We start from the raw sequence: 20,554 nt of genomic DNA, 5'->3' as shown, positions 1-20,554 counted from the left end.
AACCCATGAAATCACTACTCGACCTGTTCAAGCAGTTCACGCCCGACGAGCATTTCGATGCTATCCGCATCGGCCTGGCATCGCCGGAGAAAATCCGCTCGTGGTCTTTCGGCGAAGTCAAAAAGCCCGAGACCATCAACTACCGGACGTTCAAGCCGGAACGCGACGGTCTGTTCTGCGCCAAGATCTTCGGCCCCATCAAGGACTACGAGTGCCTGTGCGGCAAGTACAAGCGCCTCAAGCACCGTGGCGTCATCTGCGAAAAGTGCGGCGTCGAGGTCACGCAGACCAAGGTGCGCCGCGAGCGCATGGGCCACATCGATCTGGCCGCGCCCTGCGCGCACATCTGGTTCCTGAAGTCGCTGCCCTCGCGTCTGGGCCTGATCCTGGACATGACCCTGCGCGACATCGAGCGCGTGCTGTACTTTGAAGCCTACGTGATCGTCGACCCGGGCATGACCCCGCTCAAGAAGTTCGCGATCATGAGCGAGGACGACTACGACGCCAAGCGCAAGGAGTTCGGTGACGAATTCATTGCCAAGATGGGCGCCGAGGGCATCAAGGAACTGCTGCAGGCCATTGACCTCGACATCGAAATCGAGAAGCTGCGCAACGACCTCACCGGCTCCGAGCTCAAGATCAAGAAGAACGCCAAGCGCCTCAAGGTGCTGGAAGCCTTCAAGAAGTCGGGCATCAAGCCCGAGTGGATGGTGCTCGACGTGCTGCCCGTGCTGCCGCCGGACCTGCGTCCGCTGGTGCCACTGGACGGCGGCCGCTTCGCGACCTCCGACCTGAACGACCTGTACCGCCGCGTCATCAAACGCAACAGCCGCCTGCGCCGCCTGCTGGAATTGAAGGCCCCTGAGATCATCGCGCGCAACGAGAAGCGCATGCTGCAGGAAGCCGTGGACTCGCTGCTGGACAACGGTCGCCGTGGCAAGGCCATGACGGGCGCCAACAAGCGCGCGCTGAAGTCGCTGGCCGACATGATCAAGGGCAAGAGCGGCCGCTTCCGCCAGAACCTGCTGGGCAAGCGCGTCGACTACTCGGGCCGTTCGGTCATCGTGGTCGGCCCCACGCTCAAGCTGCACCAGTGCGGCCTGCCCAAGCTGATGGCGTTGGAACTGTTCAAGCCTTTCATCTTCTCGCGCCTCGAAGCCATGGGCATTGCGACCACCATCAAGGCCGCGAAGAAGGAAGTGGAAGCCGGCACGCCGGTGGTGTGGGACATCCTGGAAGAAGTGATCAAGGAACACCCGGTGATGCTCAACCGCGCACCGACGCTGCACCGCCTGGGCATCCAGGCGTTCGAGCCGATCCTGATCGAAGGCAAAGCGATCCAGTTGCACCCGCTGGTCTGCGCTGCCTTCAACGCCGACTTCGACGGTGACCAGATGGCCGTTCACGTGCCGCTCTCGGTGGAGGCGCAACTGGAAGCGCGCACCCTGATGCTGGCCTCGAACAACATTCTGTTCCCAGCCAACGGCGAGCCCTCCATCGTGCCTTCACAGGACGTGGTGCTGGGCCTGTACTACGCCACGCGCGAGAAGATCAACGCCCGCGGCGAAGGCATGTACTTCGCGGATCTGGCCGAGTTGCAGCGCGCGCTGGACAACGGCGTGGTGGAGATCACCGCCCGGATCAGCGTGCGCCTGACGCAGTACCTGCTGGACAAGGCCAGCGGCGAGTACGTGGCTTCCACTTCGTTGGTGGACACCACGGTCGGTCGTGCGCTGCTCTCCGAGATCCTGCCTCGTGGCCTGCCGTTCGATGTGCTGAACAAGGCGCTGAAGAAGAAGGAAATCTCGCGCCTGATCAACGCCTCGTTCCGCAAGTGCGGCCTGAAGGAGACCGTGGTTTTCGCTGACAAGCTGCTGCAGAACGGCTTCCGCCTGGCCACGCGCGCGGGCATCTCGATCGCCGTGGATGACATGCTGGTGCCGAAGGAGAAACCGACCATCATCGACCGTGCCGAGAATGAGGTGAAGGAAATCGCCCAGCAGTACGCTTCCGGTCTGGTGACGGCGGGCGAGCGCTACAACAAGGTGGTCGACATCTGGGGCAAGGCTGGTGACGAGATCTCCAAGGTCATGATGGCTCAGTTGGCCAAGCAGAAGACCACCGATCGCAACGGCAAGGAGGTGGACCAGGAATCGTTCAACTCCATCTACATGATGGCCGACTCGGGTGCGCGCGGTTCCGCCGCGCAGATCCGCCAGCTCGCCGGGATGCGCGGCCTGATGGCCAAGCCCGACGGCTCCATCATCGAGACGCCCATCACGGCCAACTTCCGTGAAGGCCTGAACGTGCTGCAGTACTTCATTTCGACGCACGGCGCCCGAAAGGGTCTGGCGGACACAGCACTGAAGACGGCGAACTCGGGTTACCTCACGCGCCGCCTGGTGGATGTGACGCAGGATCTGGTGGTCAACCAGCACGACTGCGGCACCACCAACGGCACGCTGATGCGCGCCATCGTTGAAGGCGGTGAGGTGATCGAGTCGCTGCGCGAGCGCGTCCTGGGTCGCACCACGGCCGAGGAAGTGATCCACCCGGAAACCCGCGCGGTGCTGGTGCCCGCCGGCGAGATGCTCGACGAGGACCTGCTCGACGTGCTCGAAGCGGCTGCTGTGGACGAGGTGAAGGTGCGTACCGCGCTGACCTGCGAGACCCGCTTCGGCATCTGCGCCAAGTGCTATGGCCGCGACCTCGGCCGCGGTGGCCTGGTGAACATCGGCGAGGCCGTCGGCGTGATTGCCGCGCAGTCCATCGGCGAACCCGGCACGCAGCTGACCATGCGCACCTTCCACATCGGTGGGGCGGCGTCGCGCGCGGCGGTGGCTTCCAGCGTGGAAGCGAAGTCCAGTGGTGTGATCGGCTTCAACACCACCATGCGCTACGTAACCAACACCAAGGGCGAACTGGTGGTGATCGCGCGTTCGGGCGAGATCGTGATTCACGACGAGCATGGCCGCGAGCGCGAGCGCCACAAGGTGCCTTACGGCGCCATTCTGGCGGTCAAGGCCGATCAGCAGATCAAGGCGGGCGCGATCCTGGCGAACTGGGATCCGCTGACCCGACCCATCATCACGGAGTTCGCCGGCCAGGTGAAGTTCGAGAACGTCGAAGAAGGCTTGACGGTGGCCAAGCAGGTCAACGACGTGACCGGTCTTTCGTCGCTGGTGGTGATCGATCCCAAGCACCGTGGTTCGGCCAAGGTGGTGCGTCCGCTGGTGAAGTTGCTGGATGCGTCCGGCAATGAAGTGAAGATTCCGGGTACCGACCACTCGGTGACGGTGGGCTTCCAGATCGGCGCGCTGCTGGAAGTGCGCGACGGTCAGGACGTGGGCCCAGGCCATGTGCTGGCGCGCATTCCGGTCGAAGGCCAGAAGACGCGCGACATCACCGGCGGTCTGCCGCGCGTGGCCGAGCTGTTCGAGGCCCGCAGCCCGAAGGACAAGGGCATGCTGGCCGAGATGACCGGTACCGTGTCGTTCGGCAAGGAAACCAAGGGCAAGGTGCGCCTGCAGATCACCGATCCGGAAGGCAAGGTCTGGGACGACCTCATCCCCAAGGAGAAGAACATCCTGGTGCACGAAGGTCAGGTGGTCAACAAGGGCGAGAGCGTGGTGGACGGCCCCGCCGACCCGCAGGACATCCTGCGCCTGCTGGGCATGGAAGAGCTGGCGCGTTACATCGTCGACGAAGTGCAGGACGTCTACCGGCTGCAGGGCGTGAAGATCAACGACAAGCACATCGAGGTGATCGTGCGCCAGATGCTGCGCCGCGTCGTGGTCGAAGGCGTGGGCGATTCGAGCTACATCGCCGGCGAGCAGGTCGAGCGTTCGGAGATCCTCAACACCAACGACGCCTTGCGCGCCGAAGGCAAGATCCCCGCAACCTACAGCAACATCCTGCTGGGCATCACCAAGGCGTCGCTGTCCACCGACTCGTTCATCTCGGCGGCTTCCTTCCAGGAAACCACCCGGGTGCTGACCGAGGCGGCCATCATGGGCAAGCGCGACGAGTTGCGTGGCTTGAAGGAGAACGTGATCGTGGGTCGCCTGATCCCCGCCGGCACTGGCATGGCCTATCACGAGGCGCGCAAGGTCAAGGAGAAGATGGACGACGAGGAGCGCCGTGCCATCGCCGAGGCCGATGCAATCTCGCTGGCCGCCGACCAGGCGGACGCGTCGAGCAGCGCGAACGAAGCGACTGAGTAAGTCGCACCCCCGCGCACCACTGGCCCATCAAAAGCCCCCGGTCGTCCGACCGGGGGCTTTTTTCGTTGGGTCTGGTGCCGCGTGAACGGCGGGGCGCGGGGTATATTGGCCGCGCCTGCCGCCGGGGCAGGGGTTTCACAGGAAGGGGTTGAGAACATGTCCGTCTCGCTGTGGGTGGTGCTGGCGCTGGGTCTGGTGGTGTTCTTCTGGGCGGTGGGGGCCTACAACCGGCTGGTGCGCCTGAAGAACGCGATTGCCAACGCGTTTGGCCAGATCGATGTGCAGCTCAAGCGCCGCTACGACCTGATTCCCAACCTGGTGGAGGTGGCGCGCCGCTACCTCGCGCACGAGGCCCAGACGCTTGAGGCCGTGATTGCCGCACGCAACCAGGCCCGCACCGCCGAGCAGACGGCCGCCGGGAACCCGCTCAATGCGGGCGCCCTGGGAGCGTTGGCCGGGGCCGAGCAACTGCTGGGCGGGGCACTGGGCAAACTGTTCGCGGTGGTCGAGGACTACCCCGACCTCAAGGCCGACCAGAACATGCGCGAACTCAGCGAAGAGTTGACCAGCACCGAGAACCGCGTCGGCTTCGCGCGCCAGGCCTACAACGACCACGTGCTGGAGTACAACGACGCCGCCGCCCAGTTCCCCGCGCTGATCATCGCGCGGCTGTTCGGCTTCCAGCCTCAGACGATGCTGGAATCGACCACCAGCGAAGCCGAGCGAGAGACGCTGCGCATCACGATGTGACATGCGCTTCTTCGAATTCCAGCGCAATGCCCGAGGCGAGACCCGGCGCCTGCTGCTTGCCTTCTGTCTTACCGTGGTGCTGCTGCTGGTCGCGGTCAATGCCGCGCTGGCACTGTCCTGGGGACTCACCTGGGGTTTCTGGATGCCGGGTGAGCTCAGCTTTCCGCGCCACTTCTTCGCCGTCAACACGGGCGTGACGCTGCTCTTCGTGCTGGGAGGTTGGTGGGTGGAGACCTCGCGCCTGGCCGATGGCGGCGGTCCGCGGCTGGCCGAACAAATGGGTGCCCGGGCTGCTCGGCCCTCTGGCGATTTTGACGAACAGCGCTTCTGCAACATCGTTGACGAAATGGCCGTCTCCTCGGGCATGAAGCGCCCTCAAGCCATGGTGCTCGCGCGCGACCAGGGCATCAACGCCTTCGCCGCGGGCTGGGACGAAGACGATGCCGTGGTCGCCGTGACGCAGGGCGCGCTCACGCACCTCACGCGCGAGGAGCTGCAGGGGCTGGTGGCGCACGAGTTCAGCCACATCGGCGAGGGCGACACGCGGCTGAACATGCGCCTGGTCGGCATGGTGTTCGGGCTGGAGATGCTGTTCCGCCTGGGCCAGGACCTGTTCCAGCCCGACACCCGCGACCGCCGCACCGTCGCCGCGCTGATCGGTCTGGCCATCATGGCCGCGGGCTGGCTGGGCTGGCTGGCGGGCCATGCACTGCAGGCGGCGGTCTCGCGCCAGCGCGAGTACCTGGCCGACGCGCGCGCCGTGCAGTGGACGCGCAGCCGCGATGGCCTGGGCGGTGTGCTGCGCAAGGTGTTGAGCCAGCGTCGCGCGGTCGTGGTGGCGCAACGCGCGGGTTCTTCGGTGCAGCACATGCTGCTGGTGGCCAACCAGGGCACCGCGAGTCAGACGGAGCACTGGCTCGACTCGCATCCGCCACTGGCGCTGCGCATCCGCCGCATCTATGGCCGCGACATGGGGCCGCTGCCGCTGCTGCGCGAAGAGCCCGAAACTGCCGCGGCCACGACCACCCCCGTCGCTCCGGCCGCCGCCGGCGACAACACGGCGGGCTGGACCTTGAGCTGAACGCGCCGGCAGGCGTGTGTGACACTCGCCGTCTCCGCTGCCCATCGACCCTTTGTCCCGGAAGATTCCGCCTTGACCGCCCAGGCCTCCTCTTCGAATCCCCCGCCCGCGTCGGCGCCTCACGGCCCTACCCTGGCGACCCAGTTGCGACATGCCGCTGCCTGCGTGCAGGCGGTCGTGGAAGGGCGCTCGCTCAGCGAGGTGCTGCCGGCGCTGCCACCGGCGCTGCGTCCCGGCGTGCAGGCCCTGAGCTTCCACGTGCTGCGCCGGCTGGGCACGGCGCGCGCTCTCGTGGCCCTGCTGGCGCAGCGCAAGCCGGCGCCGGCGGTGCATGCCCTGCTGTGCAGCGCGGTCGCCTTGTTGCTCGATGAGGCCGAAGGGGAGGAGACCCCGCGCTATGCGCCCCACACGGTGGTCAATCAGGCGGTGGAAGCGACCCGAAAGGACCGCCACATCGAACGCCAGGCGGCCTTCGTCAACGCCTGCCTGCGCCGCTTCCTGCGCGAACGCGCCGACTTGCTGGCCGAGATCGAGAGCGACCCGGTCGCGCGCTGGAACCACCCGATGTGGTGGATCGAGCGCCTGCGGCGCGACCATCCCGAGCACTGGCAGGCCATTCTGAGCGCCAACAACCAGCCTGGCCCGATGGCGCTGCGCGTGAACCGCCGCCGCACCGACCGCGAAACCTACCGGCAGGCCCTTCTGGCCATCGGCCTGGTGTCCCATCCCGTGGGCGGCGACGGCCTGGTGCTGGAGGCGCCACAGCCGGTTGAGCGCCTGCCCGGCTTCGCCGAGGGCCATTGTTCGGTGCAGGACGCGGCCGCCCAGATGGCGGCAGGTCTGCTGCTCGACGGCCGCGCCTGGGCGCCGGCCGACCGCGTGCTCGACGCCTGTGCCGCCCCCGGTGGCAAGACCGCCCACCTGCTTGAGCGCGCCGACCTGAATCTCCTCGCGCTCGACGTCGACCCGCGCCGCTGCGCGCGCATGGAAGACACACTCAGGCGCCTGGGCCTGCGTGCCGAGGTGCGCTGCGCCGACGCCGCGCGACCCGCCGCATGGTGGGACGGCCAGCCCTTCGATGCCATCCTGCTCGATGCACCCTGCACCGCGTCCGGCATCGTGCGGCGCCATCCGGACGTGCGCTGGTTGCGCCGCGCCAGCGACGTCGACGCGCTTGTGGCCACGCAGCGCGCGCTGCTCGACGCGCTCTGGCCCCTGCTCAAACCCGGCGGGCTGCTGGTCTACGCCACCTGCTCGGTGTTCCGTGCCGAAGGCGCCGAGCAGGTGCGGACGTTCCTTGTGCACCACACTGATGCACGCCAACAGCCTTCACCGGGGCATTTGCTGCCGGGGGCGGCCGCTCCAACAGGGGAGTTCAACGACAATCATTCGGGTGGACACGACGGATTCTTTTACGCCTGCCTCGACAAGGCCCCGCCTTGAGCCAGGCCACGCCATGAGGGTCTGGCCCCGCCTTTTTCTGGGTCTGGTGCTGTCGCTGCTCGCGCTCTGGCCGGTGCATGCCCAGGCCCCTCAGGTGGAGCAACTGGTCTTGCAGCGCACGCCCGAAGCGCTGTTCCTGTCGGCCCGCATGGCGCTGCAACCCTCGCCGGTGGTGGAAGACGCCCTGTACAAGGCCGTTCCGCTCTACTTCGTGTGGCATGCCGACGTGTACCGCCAGCGCTGGTACTGGACCGACAAGCGCGTGGCCAGCGCCACGCGCACCTTGCGCCTGGCCTATCAACCGCTCACGCGGCGCTGGCGGGTGAGCTTGTCCAACGAGACCGCGGCCACATCGGGCGGTGCCAGCCTGCAGTACGCCCTGCACCAGAACTTCGACTCCCTCAACGAAGCCCTGGCCGGCGTGGGCAGGGTGGTGCGCTGGCGGCTGGCCGACAGCGCACAACTGGACCCCGAGGCCAGGCACGAGGTGGAGTTCTCGTTCGGGCTCGATCTCTCCCTGCTGCCGCGACCCTTCCAGATCGGCATGGGTAACCAGCCTGAGTGGACGGTCGAGCTGCGGCAGGCGCTGCCGGTGCCCGGCCAGGCCGAGCCCGACCGCGGCCCGGACGTTGGTGCGGGCGTGCAGGCCGTCGAGCTCACGGGCGAGGCCATCGTGAGCGAGCCCGCGCGCTGAACGGCCATGGCCAGCGCGCACGGGCCCTTCGGCCCCGAACCCACGCTCAAACCGGTGCACACCACGCCACCGCGGACCAAGCCCGCCGCGGTGCGCTGGGCCATTGGCGCGGGCCTGGTGTTCATGACTGGTCTGGGCATGGTGCTGCTGTTCCTGCTCACGCTGGCGACGAACAACCGCGCGTTCTACGAGCAGAACTTCCCGTGGCTCGTCGGCATCAACGTGGCCGTCGCGGCATTCCTGCTGCTGGTCATCCTGTGGCTGGCGCTGCGGCTGGCCTTGCGGCTCAAGCGTGGCAAGTTCGGCAGCCGCCTGCTGATCAAACTGGCCGCCATCATCGGCCTGGTGGGCATCCTGCCCGGCCTGCTGATCTACACCGTGTCCTACCAGTTCGTCTCACGCTCGATCGAGAGCTGGTTTGATGTGCGCGTGGAATCCGCGCTGGTGGCAGGCCTCAACCTCGGGCGCACCACGCTCGACATCCTGGCCGCCGACCTCAGTGCCAAGACCCGCGTCGCCGCGGACAGCCTCTCGCGCGTGCCCAATGCCTCGGCCGTGCTGGCGCTGGAACGCCTGCGCGAACAGCTGGGCGTGACCGATCTCGTGCTCTGGAGCGCCAGCGGCCAGGCCCTGGGCAGCGCGGGCCTCTCGCGCTTCGACATCAACCCCGAACGCCCCACCGCCACCCAGTTGCGCAGCGCGCGCAGCTCGCGCGTGCTGGCCCAGATCGAAGGGCTGGAGGAAAGCGGCGGCGACGAACTCGAGGCCCTGGTGGCGGCCACACAGGCGCGCATCAAGGTGCTGGCCGTGGTCACGCCACCAAGCTTCGGATTCAACGCCGAACCGCGCTACCTGCAGGTCATCATGCCGCTGCCGGGGGCGCTCGTGACCGACGCGCTGGCCGTGCAGGTGGCCAACCGCGAATACCAGGAGCGTGCGCTCACACGCGAAGGCCTGCGCCGCATGTACATCGGCACACTCACGCTGGCGCTGTTCCTGGCTGTGTTTGGCGCGGTGCTGCTGGCGGTGCTGCTGGGCAACCAGCTGGTGCGCCCGCTGCTGGTGCTGGCCGAAGGCATGCGCGAGGTGGCCGCCGGCAACCTCGCGCCCAAGACCGCGCTGGCCTCGCGCGACGAACTCGCCAGCCTCACGCGCACCTTCGCGCACATGACGCAGGACCTGTCCGACGCCCGTGCCGCCGTCCAGAAAAGCATGGAACAGGTGGACGCCGCGCGCGACAACCTGCAGACCATCCTGGACAACCTCACCGCCGGCGTGGTGGTGCTCGACGAGCAGGGCCGCGTGCACAGCGTCAACCCCGGCGCGGCGCGCATCCTGCACACGCCGCTGGCGCTGCACCTCGGCCAGCCGCTGGCACAGGTGCCGGGCCTGGAGGCCTTCGCCTCCGGCGTGCTGCAGCAGTTCGATCGCTTCCTGTCGGATCAGGCGCAGCATGAGGGCGGCTACTGGCAACAATCGTTCGAGCTGGGCGCCAACGGCAACACGCCCTTTGAGGAAGGCATCACCCTGATCGCGCGGGGTGCGCTGCTGCCCAACAACGAACGCCTGCTGGTGTTCGACGACGTCTCCGAGATGGTCTCTGCCCAGCGGGCCAAGGCCTGGGGCGAGGTCGCGCGCCGCCTGGCGCACGAGATCAAGAACCCGCTCACACCGATCCAGCTCTCGGCCGAGCGCCTGGCCATGAAGCTCGAAGGCAAGGTGCAGCCGCCCGAGCAGGCCATCCTCAACAAATCGGTGCGCACCATCGTCGACCAGGTCGATGCCATGAAGCGCCTGGTCAACGAGTTCCGCGACTACGCGCGCCTGCCGGCGGCACAACTCGTGCCCACCGACCTCAACGCCCTGGTGCGCGACATCGTCGGCCTGTACGACCACGCTGCCGTGCCGGTGCGTCTTGAACTGGCCGACGACCTGCCCAGAGCCAATGTCGATCCGCAGCAGGTGCGCCAGACCCTGCACAACCTGGTGCAGAACGCTCAGGACGCGATGGCCGGCGTGCCCGACGCCCAGGTGGTGCTGCGCACGCGCCGCTCGGATTCCGGGCAGTGGGTGCGCCTGTCCGTGCTTGACCAGGGCCCCGGCTTCGCCGAACACATCCTCAAGCGCGCCTTCGAGCCCTACGTCACCACCAAGGTCAAGGGCACCGGCCTGGGGCTGGCGGTGGTCAAGAAAATCATGGACGAGCATGGCGGCCGCGTCGATCTGAGCAACCGCATGACCGAAGGCAAGGTCATCGGCGCCCAAGTGTCGTTATCATTCGCAGTTGCTAATTGACAACACGCTCCGAGGAAAGCACTCCGCGCCATGGCAACAATTCTGGTCGTAGACGATGAACTGGGCATCCGGGATCTGCTCTCCGAGATCCTGAACGACGAGGGCCACACCGTCGAGCTCGCCGAGAACGCCGCACAGGCTCGCGCCGTGCGCGTCCAGCTGCGGCCCGACCTGGTGCTGCTCGACATCTGGATGCCAGACACCGATGGCGTGACGCTGCTCAAGGAGTGGTCCAGCAACGGATTGCTCTCCATGCCCGTGATCATGATGAGTGGCCACGCCACCATCGACACCGCGGTTGAGGCCACGCGCATCGGCGCCACGGCCTTCCTGGAAAAACCCATCACCATGGCCAAGCTGCTCAAGGCGGTGGACCAGGGTCTCAACAAGGCGCCGGCCAAGCCCAACCATGCGGCGCCCGCCACGGCCCTACGCGTGGGCGGCAACATGCTCTCGGCGGAGTTCACCGTGGAAACCGCCATGACCGGGGGCACACTGCCCGAGCCCATGGTGGACCTCGGCCCGCAGTGCCTGCAGTCCTTCAACCTGGACGGCCCACTGCGCGAAGCGCGCGACGAATTCGAAAAGGCCTACTTTGAATACCACCTGGCCCGCGAGTCCGGCTCCATGACCCGCGTGGCCGAAAAAACCGGCCTCGAACGCACCCATCTCTACCGCAAGCTCAAGCAACTTGGCGTGGACCTCGCGCGCAGCAAACGCAACGCACTCTGAGCATCCCCGTCGCGGGAAAACAGGCCCGTTGAAGCTGCTACAATCTCGCTTCTCTCAAAGGCCCGGTAGCTCAGTTGGTAGAGCAGCGGATTGAAAATCCGCGTGTCGGTGGTTCGATTCCGCCCCAGGCCACCAGCATTTATGCGCCTCAGCGCCCATTTAGGGTTCTGGGGCGTTTCTACATGCACGATTGATTTCTACGATCTCGCAATGCTGGTTATTTCTTCCGCGTGATTTCCGCCGTTGCCTGTGGCCTGTCTCTCTGTTGGTTGCTTTTCGCACCTGGCCTGGAGACCGGGGCTTCATTCGCGGCTGCAAGCGCTGCGTTGTTGGCCAGCTTTCTGGTGTCAACCAAACCGGCGCAAAAAGGCGGCATGAGTCAGACCGTCCAATCCGGTGCAAATGCAGTGCAAGCCGGGGCGGTTCATCCCGTGTTGCAGACAGGTTCCGGCGCCGTGGGCGGGGTGGTCAACGCCGTCTGAGGGACCGCGGCGGGGGCTGCGCGCGTGGCCTTACACTTCCCTGGTCCACCGACCCCGCAGCGGGGTCACCCGACATCTCGCACTTGGGCCCATCCACCGCGATGGGCCTTTGCTTTTCCGGGCCGCGCACGCTGGCCGCCGGGCTTGTGCCCGGTTCTCTTCTTCGGGATTCCGCATGAACACCAACCACCCCCCATCCGGGCACGACGCGTTGCTCGCCCGTGTCCAGCAAGGCCTCAGCACCCGCACGCTGGGCCACATGGCCGAAGAAGCGCGCCTGGACGGCGAGAGCCTCAACGATCTGGTGGCGCGGTACGAGATCGACTTCGCGTGGCAGGTGCTCGGGGCCGATCGCACGCGCGATGCCGTGCTGGGCGCGTTGGCCGCGCGGCTCGGCCACCCGGCCAGTGACGCGCAGCGGACGGCCGTGCTCGAGTTGCTGCAGGCGGCCTCGGCCGCTGTGTCTACTGAGCTGCTGATGAGTTTTGACAACGACGTGCCGGCCATGCTGGCCGACCTGCTCTGCGAGGGATTTGACCGCCAGTCGGCACAGCACGCCCAGGCGGCTTGACGACCCGGGGTGCGGGGCGAGAATGGCGCCCATGACGCTTTGTAGAACCCGCGCTATCGCCCTGGCCGTGTCGGGGCTGTGCCTGCTCACCGCTTGCGGCGTGGAAACCGCCGGCACGGCCGCCACGGCGGGCGCCATCAAGAAGAACGAGATGGAACAGGGTCGGGCCACGCAGGAACAGGTGCGGCAGCAACTGCAGAAGTCCATGGAGCAGTCGCAGCAGCGGGCCGCCGATCCGCTGGCCGACGGCTACTGAGCCAGCACCACCCCGGGCTTTCAGCGCCAGCCGGGCGCTTTCTTCAGCACGAATTGCATCAGCGGTTCGCCGCTGCCGCGGCCTTCGGCGGGCCGGCGCACGCCGCGCAGTTCCTGCCCGCAGCCGCTGGCGGTGACTTCACCCTCCCACACCGCGTCCATGGTCACGCCGTCGGCCGACTCGTCGAGGTGGAACTCGCCACCGTTCGTCACGTCGCCGACCACCTGCGCCTGCCGGTCGTTGCCGGGCGTGCTGCGCTTCAGGCTGCCGCGCACGCTGCCCGGGTGTTCGGGGTGGCGCTCGAACAGCAGCGCGCCGGTCGAGTTGGGGGCCGAGTCATTGCCGCCTTCAACGGGCCACAGATGGAGTTGCCACAGGCCGTAGAGCTGCTGTGGCGCGAAGTCGGTCGGCTGCGTGCAGGTGGGTGCCGGTGTCGCGGATGTCTGCGCGGCAGAGGGCAGGGCCAGCGCGGCGCACGTCAGGGCGAGAAGCGGCAGACAGCGGGTCATGGCGCGATGTCCGCCGCCTTCTGCGCGGCCTGTTCGGTAGCGCGTTGCGCGAACTCGGCGCGCAGCGCGCGCAGCTTCTCGCGCGGGTCTTCCTTGACCGTGTTCTGGTCCAGCGCCATTTCCTGGATGAAGCGGCTGGCCTGGCCGGGAATGCTCTCGCGCCCTTTCTTGCGCCGCTTGAGCCAGCTCACCGCCAGCGTGCGCTGCGCGCGTGTGATGCCCACGTACATCAGGCGCCGCTCTTCCTGCAGGCGCTGCGCCATGTTCTCGGCGGCGGCGTCGCTCTGGCCGGGCTCCTCGTCCATCTTGAACGGCAACAGGCCTTCGTTCACGCCGACCAGCAACACGTGCGGCCACTCCAGGCCCTTGGAGGCGTGCAGCGTGGAGAGCGTGACCACGTTCTGGTCCTGTTCGCGCTCGCTCAGGGTGGACAGCAGCGCGATGGTCTGCACCACCTCGAGCAGGCTCTTGCGCTCGGTCTCGACCTGCACGCCGGCTTCGTCCTCGATCTTGCCGCCGCAGCGCCCGGCCACCCAGTCGCAGAAGTCCATCACGTTGGTCCAGCGCGCGGCGGCGACCTTCTCGTTGTCCTCGCTGTCGTACAGGTGCTTCTCGTAGGCGATGTCCTTGAGCCAGTCGTTCAGGAAGGCGCGCGCCGCCTCGTGGCCCACCGTGCTCTTCGCGCGGTACTCCAGGTCGTTCACCGCGCGGCCGAACTCGTGCAGCGTGGCCACGGCGCGCGCGGGCAGGGCGGTGCCGAGCGAGTTGGAGAACAACGCCTCGAACAGGCTGAGCTTGTACTGGGTGGCAAAGGTGCCGAGCTGCTGCAGCGTGGTGTGGCCGATGCCGCGCTTGGGCGTGGTCGCCGAGCGCAGGAAGGCCGGGTCGTCGTCGTTGTTGACCAGCAGGCGCAGCCAGGCGCAGAGGTCGCGGATCTCGGCGCGGTCGAAGAAGCTCTGACCCCCCGAGACCTTGTACGGAATGTTGGCCTTTCGCAGCGACTGTTCGAACGAGCGTGCCATGTGGTTGGCGCGGTAGAGGATGGCGAAGTCGCGCCACTCCTTGTGCTGCGAGCTCGCGCGCAGGCTTTGTATGCGCGCCACCGCGCGCTCGGCCTCGTGGTCCTCGTTGTCCGCGTCGACCACGCGCACCGGCTCGCCCTCGCCCAGATCGCTCCACAGCGTCTTGGGGAACAGCTTGGGGTTGGGGCCGATCACGTTGTTGGCCGCGCGCAGGATGGCGCTGGTGGAGCGGTAGTTCTGCTCCAGCTTGATGACCTTGAGCTCGGGGAAGTCCTGGGGCAGGCGCCTGAGGTTGTCCAGCGTGGCGCCGCGCCAGCCGTAGATGGACTGGTCGTCGTCGCCCACGGCGGTGAAGCGCGCGCGTTCGCCCACCAGCAGCTTGAGCAGCTCGTACTGCGTGGCATTGGTGTCCTGGTACTCGTCCACCAGCACGTGGCCCATCTTTTTCTGCCAGCGCGCGCGCACGTCCTCGTGCTCGCTCAGCAGCTTCAGCGGCAGGCTGATGAGGTCGTCGAAATCCACGCTCTGGTAGGCGCTGAGTCGCTCCTCGTAGCGCGCCATGATGGTCGCGGTCACGCGTTCGTTTTCGTCCTTCGCCTGCGCCAGCGCCTGGGCCGCGTTCAGGCCCGCGCTCTTCCAGGCACTGATGGCCCACTGCCAGCCGCGCGCGGTGGCCGCGTCGGTGGTGCCGCCGCAGTCCTTGAGCAGGCTGGTGATGTCGTCGGTGTCGAGGATGCTGAACTGTTTCTTCAGCCCGAGCGCGGCGCCGTCCTCGCGCAACAGGCGCACGCCCAGCGCGTGGAAGGTGCAGATCAGCACCTTCTTCGCCTCGCGCCCCACCAGCTGGCCGGCGCGCTCGCGCATTTCGGCGGCGGCCTTGTTGGTGAAGGTGATGGCCGCGATGCGCTCGGCCGCCAGGCCGGCCTGGATGAGGCGGCCGATCTTGTGCGTGATCACGCGCGTCTTGCCCGACCCGGCGCCCGCGAGCACGAGGCAAGGCCCGCCCAGGTGGTTCACGGCTTCCAGTTGGGCGAGGTTCAGGCCGTGGGACATGGAGAGGAGGCGGGAGACAGGAGACGCTTCGGAGACAAGCGCTGGATCATACCGGTCGGGGTGTCGCGGTCGGCCCACGCCCGCCTGAGACAATCGGCCCCGTGCTGAACATCCTGCTCGTCACTTTCCCGTTCTTCGCGCTCGTGCTGGCGGGGTTCGTGGCGGCGCGCCGGCGCATGCTGCCGCTGGAGGCGATTCCGGGGTTGAACGGGTTCGTGCTGTTCTTCGCGCTGCCCTGCATGCTGTACCGCTTCGGCTCCACCACGCCGATCGCGCAGCTGCTCGACGCCACGGTGATCGGCGTGTACCTGGTGTGCGCCCTGGTGATGGTGGCCTTCTGCATCGCCATCACCATGAACCGGCGCATCCGCTGGAACGACGCTTCGCTCGGCGCGCTGGTGGCGGCGTTTCCCAATTCGGGCTTCATGGGCGTGCCGCTGATCGTGGCGCTGCTGGGCGCGTCGGCGGCCGGCACCGTGATCCTGACCATGTTGATCGACATGGTGGTCACCAGCTCGCTGTGCATCGCGCTTTCGCGTCTGGACGATGCCGAGGGCCATGGCCGTCAGGCCATGCTGGACGCGGGCCGCAAGGCCCTGCGCGGCGTGCTCGGCAACCCCATGCCCTGGGCCATCGTGCTGGGCGCGCTGGCCTCGGCGTACAGCTTCACCCTGCCCAAGCCGGTGGAACAGACGCTGTGGCTGCTGGCGGATGCGGCCTCGCCGGTGGCGCTGTTCACCATTGGTGCGGTGCTGGCGCGCGCGCAGATGCAGTCCAACCACCCGATGCCGCTGTCGGACTACCTGCCGGTGGCCGTCATGAAGCTGCTGCTGCACCCGCTGCTGGTGCTGGCCGTGGGCCTGGGCGCGATCCAGATGGGCCTGCCGCTCGCACCGGCCGCGCTGACGGTGATGGTGCTGGTGGCCGCGCTGCCGAGCGCGAGCAACGTCTCGCTGCTGGCCGAGCGCTTCGGCGCCGACAACGGCCGCATCGCGCGCATCATCCTCGTGACCACCGCCGCGGCCTTCCTCACTTTTTCGGCGGCGGTGTCGCTGACGACGTAGAGGGCGCCTGGTCCTGCAAGGCTTCTTGCTCGCGCAGCAGGTAGGTGTTGTAGGCGTTCATGCGGTTGGCCGGTCCGAACATGGGGATGGCCGAAAACGCCGACCAGTCGGTCTTCTCGTAGGCCTCGTCGAAAGGCACGAAGTTCTCCACCGCATCGCCCATGCTCTGGCGCAAATGCCGCAGGTAGTCGCGCGTGGTGGCAATGTCTTTCTTCGGGTTGGTCGAGGCCGCGCCGTGGCCGGGCACGACGGTGCGCGCGTCGAAGGCCAGCAGGCGGTCCAGCGACAGGATCCATTGCCGGCTGTTGGCCTGGCCCACGAAGGGCAGGCGGCCGTTGAAGAACAGGTCGCCCGCGTACAGCACCTGCTCCGAGGGCACGAACACCGCGAGGTCTTCCGGCGTGTGCGACGGCCCCACCGGCACCAGCTCGAACACCACGCCACCGACCTTGAGCGCGGTCGGGCCGTCGATCCAGACATCGGCCGGCACGATGCGGGTCTGCGCGTCGATCCAGGGCGCGAGGTCGGTGCGCGAGGCCTCCAGCCGCAGGCGCGCCGTGTCGGACTGGATGTACTCGCGTGATGCACCGTGGGCGATGATCTGCGCCCCCAACTGCTTGAAATGCTGCAGCCCGTAGATGTGGTCGGCGTGGTAGTGGGTCAGGATCACGTGCGTCACCGGCTGGTCGGTGATCTGGCCGATCAGCCGGGTGAGCCGCTCGGCCAGGCGCGGCGAGCCCAGCGCGTCGATCACCACCACGCCCCCAGGCGTGACCACGAAACCGGCGTTGCTGATGAAGTTCTGGTTCTTCGGTGAACCCAGTTGCGTCAGGCCTTCGACGTAGTGGCTGTGCGGGCCGACGGCTTGCGCCTTCATGGCCGGGCCGGTGTCGGCGGGCGGGGTGGTCTGGGCGTGGGCGGCAAAGGCCAGGGCCATCAGCGGCGCCAGCCACCAGCGGGAGGTTAATCGGGTCACGGGCGGGTCTCCAGTGGGTGTGCCAGTCTCTTATATCGCAGTTTGCTTATATTTGATGCGAATCAAGTCCCCCAGGGCTTACGTTCCTGAAACTACTGCCGATGTAGTAGTCAGGCCGGCCCAGCGCCGCCGGCGCGGAGCACCCATGATCAAGGCCCCCTTGCCCCACAACGAAGCCAAGCGCCTGAAGGCCTTGCGCGATCTCGTGATCCTCGATACGCCGCCCGAAGAGCGTTTCGACCGCATCTCGGCGTTCGCCGCGAAGGAATTCGATGTGCCGATCGCGCTGGTCTCGCTGGTCGACCAGGACCGGCAGTGGTTCAAGTCGTCCTTCGGCCTGGAGGACGTGCAGGAGACGCCACGCGACATTTCCTTTTGCGGTCACGCCGTGGCCATGGCGAAGACGCTGGTGGTACCCGACGCGCTGCGCGACCCGCGCTTTGCCGACAACCCGATGGTGACCGGCCACCCCTACATCCGCTTCTATGCCGGGGCGCTCTTGCGGCTGCCCTATGGCCAGGTGGTGGGCACGCTGTGCATCATGGACCGGCGCCCGCGCGAATTCGACAAACTCGACGAGGCCATCCTGGGTGGCCTGCGCGACCTCGTGGTGGAAGAGCTGTTCCGGCGCGAGGAGGCGGTGTCGTGAGCCCGTTCGGCAAGCTGCCCAAGATCCTGCTGATCGAGCCCGACGGTCTGGTGCGCGGCACGGTGGCCTCGGTGTGCCGCGAGCTGCAACTGGCCCGGGTGCGCCAGGAGATCAGCGTGGCGGCAGGAGAGCAGTGGCTGAAATCGGGGTCGCCCCAGGCCCTGCTGCTGTCGCTGGCGGAAGGCGAGACGGCATTGGAATTCCTGCAGCGCCTGCGTGCGGGGAGCCTGCCCTGCGCCGCAGACCTGCCCGTGGTGGCCATGGCGCGCGAGGGCAACGCGGACCTGGTGCTGAAGCTCAAGGAACTTGACGTGCGCCGGCTGTTGCTGCAGCCGTTCCGGCTGCGCGACGTGATCCACACGCTGGAGCAGCTCTGGCCCGCACCCGAACCGCTGGCCGCGTGAACAGGCCCTAAACCACCAACGGGTCGACGTCCACCGCGAAGCGCACCAGGCCACGGGCCTCGGGCAGATTGCGGCACTCGAGCAGCAGCGGCTGCCACGCGCTCAGGAAACGCTGCAGCGCGCCGCGCGACGCGGCCTCGACCAACAGTTGCGCGCGCTCCACGTTGGCCACGCGCTGGATGGTCAGCGGCACGGCAGGGTAGAGCGTCACGTCCGCGCGGTGCGGCAGGCCTTCGGCAGCCTGCGCGGCAGCGTTCAGCCAGGCCTGCGCCGCCTGCTGCGTGCGCGCGTCGGCGCGCAGCAGCGCCTGGTGGCCAAAAGGCGGCATGCCCGCGCTCTCGCGCTCGGCCAGTTGCTGCGCCGCGAAGGCCGGAAAATCGTGCGCGCGCAGCGCGGCAAACAGCGGATGTTGCGGCGTCCAGGTCTGGACCCAGAGTTCGCTGGCGCTGCCCTGCTCGGTGATGAAGGCGGCGTCGCGTCCCGCACGTCCACCCGCCTGCATCAGCAGCGCGAACAGGCGCTCGGGCGCGCGGTGGTCGCTGGCGAACAGGCCGGCGTCGGCGTTGATGGCCGCCACCAGCGTGATGCGCCGGAAGTCGTGGCCCTTGGCGATCATCTGCGTGCCTACCAGCACGTCGACCTCGCCGCTGTGCATGGTGGCCAGCTGCAGCTCCAGGCTGCCCTTGAGGCGAGTCGAGTCGGCGTCCATGCGCGCCACGCGCGCGGGCCCGCCGTCGGGGCGCTTCACGTCGGCCAGCAGGCCCGCGAGCTGCTCCTCCACCTGCTCGGTGCCGCGGCCCACGGGTGCGATGTCGAGGTTGCCGCAATCGGGGCAGGCGCGTGGCACGCGCTCGGTGAAGCCGCAGTGGTGGCAGCGCAGCGTGCGGTCCAGCTTGTGGAATACGCGGTAGGCGCTGCAATGCGGGCAGCCGCTCTTCCAGCCGCAGTCGTGGCAGGCCAGCACCGGCGCATAGCCGCGCCGGTTCAGCAGCACCAGGCACTGCTCGCCGCGCGCGATGCGCTCGGCCATCGCCGCCACCAGCGGCGGGGACAGCACCGCCCCTTTGGGCTGGTGGTTCATGTCGACCAGGCGCAGGCGCGGCAGTGCGCCGCCACCGATGCGCGCCGGCATGGCCAGGCGCAGGTAACGCCCCTGGTCCGCCGCGTGCCAGCTCTCCAGCGAAGGCGTGGCCGAGCCGAGCACCACCTGGCAGCGTGCGCCCGTGCCGCCCGCTGCGAGCGCTTCGCTCTCGACCTTCGCGCGGTACACCGCCAGGTCGCGCGCCGAGTAGCGCGCGCCTTCCTGGCTCTTGTAGCTCGGGTCATGCTCCTCGTCGACCACGATCAGGCGCAGCCCCGGCAGGCTGGCCAGCACCGCCATGCGCGTGCCCAGCACGATGCGCGCGCTGCCGGTGTGCGCCGCGAGCCAGCCCGCCAGGCGCTGGGCGGGCGTCATGCCGCTGTGCAGGCAGACCAGCGCGCCAGCGCCGAACAAGGGCTCGAAGCGTTCGCGAAAGCGCGCCTCGAGCTGCGGCGTGAGGTTGATCTCGGGCACCATCACCAGCACCTGCGCGTCGGCATGCGAGCGCAGCGCCTGCAGCGTGGCCCGCAGGTAGACCTCGGTCTTGCCGCTGCCGGTGGCGCCGAACAGCAACACCGGCGCCTGTGCCTGTGCCAGCGCCCGCAGGGATTCGGATTGTTCGTCGCTGAGGTCCGGGCCGTCCGGGGCCTCGCCGTCGGCCACGGGTGGCACCCCCCCACCGATGGCTTGCGCGGCCAGCGCCCGCTTCTTGAGGCGGCGCGCGAGCTGCGCGCTGCTGAGTTCGCGCAACTGCGGTGGCAGCGCGGCCAGGGCCACCTCGCCCAGGCTGCGCTGGTAGTACTGCGCGGCAAAACGCACCAGCTGGCGCCAGCTGGCATTCAGCGCCGGCAGACCTTCGAGCACGCCGCCCACGTCCCGGGTCTGGGCTTCGGACAGGCCTGCCGGCGGTTGCAACGGGCAGTCCCACACCACGCCCAGCACCTCGCGCGCGCCCAGCGGCACCCGCACCAAAGTGCCCGGCGCGAGCGACAACTCACTTCGATAGGTCAGGGCCGCGCCCACCCCGCTGTGGGCCGGGGTGGCCACGACGACGCTGGGCCAGAAAGCCATGCTTAGCGCCTGTTCTTGAGCTGTTCTGTCGGAAGTCGCTCTAAGTTGTTGATTTGACAGCGCATGAAGACATATCCAGACTTTTTGTGGATAACTTTGTTGATAGTTTGAGTTCGTGCCGTTGGAGGCCTTGAAAATCAAGGGTTTTCTTAAAATGCCCGCAAAAAAAGCACAAACTAAAACCTATATGAATCAACG

The 20,554-nt window shown here is 67.6% G+C and carries 16 protein-coding genes and 1 tRNA gene; 13 read left to right on the top strand and 4 right to left on the bottom strand.

Annotated features, from left to right (window positions below):
• Positions 1-5: 5 nt before the first annotated feature.
• From rpoC to AB7P10_RS18235, 10 genes are all read left to right on the top strand, one after another.
• Positions 6-4,223, top strand: a complete 4,218-nt coding sequence (gene rpoC, locus AB7P10_RS18280; RefSeq protein ID WP_428295275.1) for a DNA-directed RNA polymerase subunit beta' — start codon at positions 6-8, stop codon at positions 4,221-4,223.
• A 156-nt stretch (positions 4,224-4,379) separates the two neighbouring features.
• Positions 4,380-4,973 carry a LemA family protein gene (locus AB7P10_RS18275; RefSeq protein ID WP_428295274.1) on the top strand — a complete coding sequence of 198 codons (594 nt, stop codon included), beginning with the start codon at positions 4,380-4,382 and terminating at the stop codon, positions 4,971-4,973.
• A 1-nt stretch (position 4,974) separates the two neighbouring features.
• On the top strand, positions 4,975-6,054 hold the full coding sequence (locus AB7P10_RS18270) for a M48 family metalloprotease (RefSeq protein ID WP_428295273.1): 1,080 nt from the start codon (positions 4,975-4,977) through the stop codon (positions 6,052-6,054).
• Between the two features lie 144 nt (positions 6,055-6,198).
• Positions 6,199-7,497 carry a 16S rRNA (cytosine(967)-C(5))-methyltransferase RsmB gene (gene rsmB, locus AB7P10_RS18265; protein WP_428295272.1) on the top strand — a complete coding sequence of 433 codons (1,299 nt, stop codon included), beginning with the start codon at positions 6,199-6,201 and terminating at the stop codon, positions 7,495-7,497.
• Positions 7,498-7,510: 13 nt separating this feature from the next.
• A complete protein-coding gene (locus tag AB7P10_RS18260) occupies positions 7,511-8,191 on the top strand; it encodes a DUF4390 domain-containing protein (protein WP_428295271.1) in 681 nt (226 codons plus the stop codon).
• Positions 8,192-8,197: 6 nt separating this feature from the next.
• A complete protein-coding gene (locus AB7P10_RS18255; RefSeq protein WP_428295270.1) occupies positions 8,198-10,486 on the top strand; it encodes an ATP-binding protein in 2,289 nt (762 codons plus the stop codon).
• A gap of 30 nt (positions 10,487-10,516) precedes the next feature.
• Positions 10,517-11,218 carry a response regulator gene (locus AB7P10_RS18250; protein WP_428295269.1) on the top strand — a complete coding sequence of 234 codons (702 nt, stop codon included), beginning with the start codon at positions 10,517-10,519 and terminating at the stop codon, positions 11,216-11,218.
• A gap of 59 nt (positions 11,219-11,277) precedes the next feature.
• Positions 11,278-11,353, top strand: a tRNA-Phe gene (locus AB7P10_RS18245).
• Positions 11,354-11,875: 522 nt separating this feature from the next.
• Entirely contained in the window at positions 11,876-12,271 is a 396-nt protein-coding gene (locus tag AB7P10_RS18240) for a hypothetical protein (RefSeq protein WP_428295268.1), read from the top strand.
• 31 nt (positions 12,272-12,302) lie between these two features.
• On the top strand, positions 12,303-12,527 hold the full coding sequence (locus tag AB7P10_RS18235) for a hypothetical protein (protein WP_428295267.1): 225 nt from the start codon (positions 12,303-12,305) through the stop codon (positions 12,525-12,527).
• A gap of 20 nt (positions 12,528-12,547) precedes the next feature.
• On the opposite strand, the gene AB7P10_RS18230 is transcribed toward AB7P10_RS18235, so the two are convergent.
• A complete protein-coding gene (locus tag AB7P10_RS18230; protein ID WP_428295266.1) occupies positions 12,548-13,036 on the bottom strand; it encodes a hypothetical protein in 489 nt (162 codons plus the stop codon).
• Positions 13,033-15,111, bottom strand: a complete 2,079-nt coding sequence (locus AB7P10_RS18225; protein WP_428295265.1) for an ATP-dependent helicase — start codon at positions 15,109-15,111, stop codon at positions 13,033-13,035. Before AB7P10_RS18225 ends, AB7P10_RS18230 begins: the two co-directional genes overlap by 4 nt.
• 101 nt (positions 15,112-15,212) lie before the next feature.
• Between AB7P10_RS18225 and AB7P10_RS18220 the strand changes: the two genes are divergently transcribed.
• Positions 15,213-16,175 (top strand): AEC family transporter, encoded by a 963-nt coding sequence (locus tag AB7P10_RS18220; protein ID WP_428295264.1) that lies wholly within the window; start codon positions 15,213-15,215, stop codon positions 16,173-16,175.
• On the opposite strand, the gene AB7P10_RS18215 is transcribed toward AB7P10_RS18220, so the two are convergent.
• Entirely contained in the window at positions 16,141-17,151 is a 1,011-nt protein-coding gene (locus AB7P10_RS18215) for an MBL fold metallo-hydrolase (RefSeq protein ID WP_428295263.1), read from the bottom strand. The two genes, AB7P10_RS18220 and AB7P10_RS18215, sit on opposite strands and share 35 nt — an antisense overlap.
• A gap of 145 nt (positions 17,152-17,296) precedes the next feature.
• Between AB7P10_RS18215 and AB7P10_RS18210 the strand changes: the two genes are divergently transcribed.
• Positions 17,297-17,800, top strand: coding sequence for a GAF domain-containing protein (locus AB7P10_RS18210; RefSeq protein WP_428295262.1), 504 nt, complete (start codon positions 17,297-17,299; stop codon positions 17,798-17,800).
• Positions 17,797-18,204 (top strand): hypothetical protein, encoded by a 408-nt coding sequence (locus AB7P10_RS18205; RefSeq protein WP_428295261.1) that lies wholly within the window; start codon positions 17,797-17,799, stop codon positions 18,202-18,204. Before AB7P10_RS18210 ends, AB7P10_RS18205 begins: the two co-directional genes overlap by 4 nt.
• A 7-nt stretch (positions 18,205-18,211) precedes the next feature.
• Here AB7P10_RS18205 and priA read toward each other — a convergent pair whose 3' ends face one another.
• Positions 18,212-20,356, bottom strand: coding sequence for a replication restart helicase PriA (gene priA, locus AB7P10_RS18200; protein ID WP_428295260.1), 2,145 nt, complete (start codon positions 20,354-20,356; stop codon positions 18,212-18,214).
• Between the last annotated feature and the right edge of the window lie 198 nt (positions 20,357-20,554).

Source organism: Hydrogenophaga sp. (genome assembly GCF_050182545.1).
In the GTDB taxonomy this organism is placed as follows: domain Bacteria; phylum Pseudomonadota; class Gammaproteobacteria; order Burkholderiales; family Burkholderiaceae_C; genus Hydrogenophaga.
Note: the sequence above shows the minus strand (reverse complement) of the source record. Positions and strands in the feature narration are given on the sequence as shown.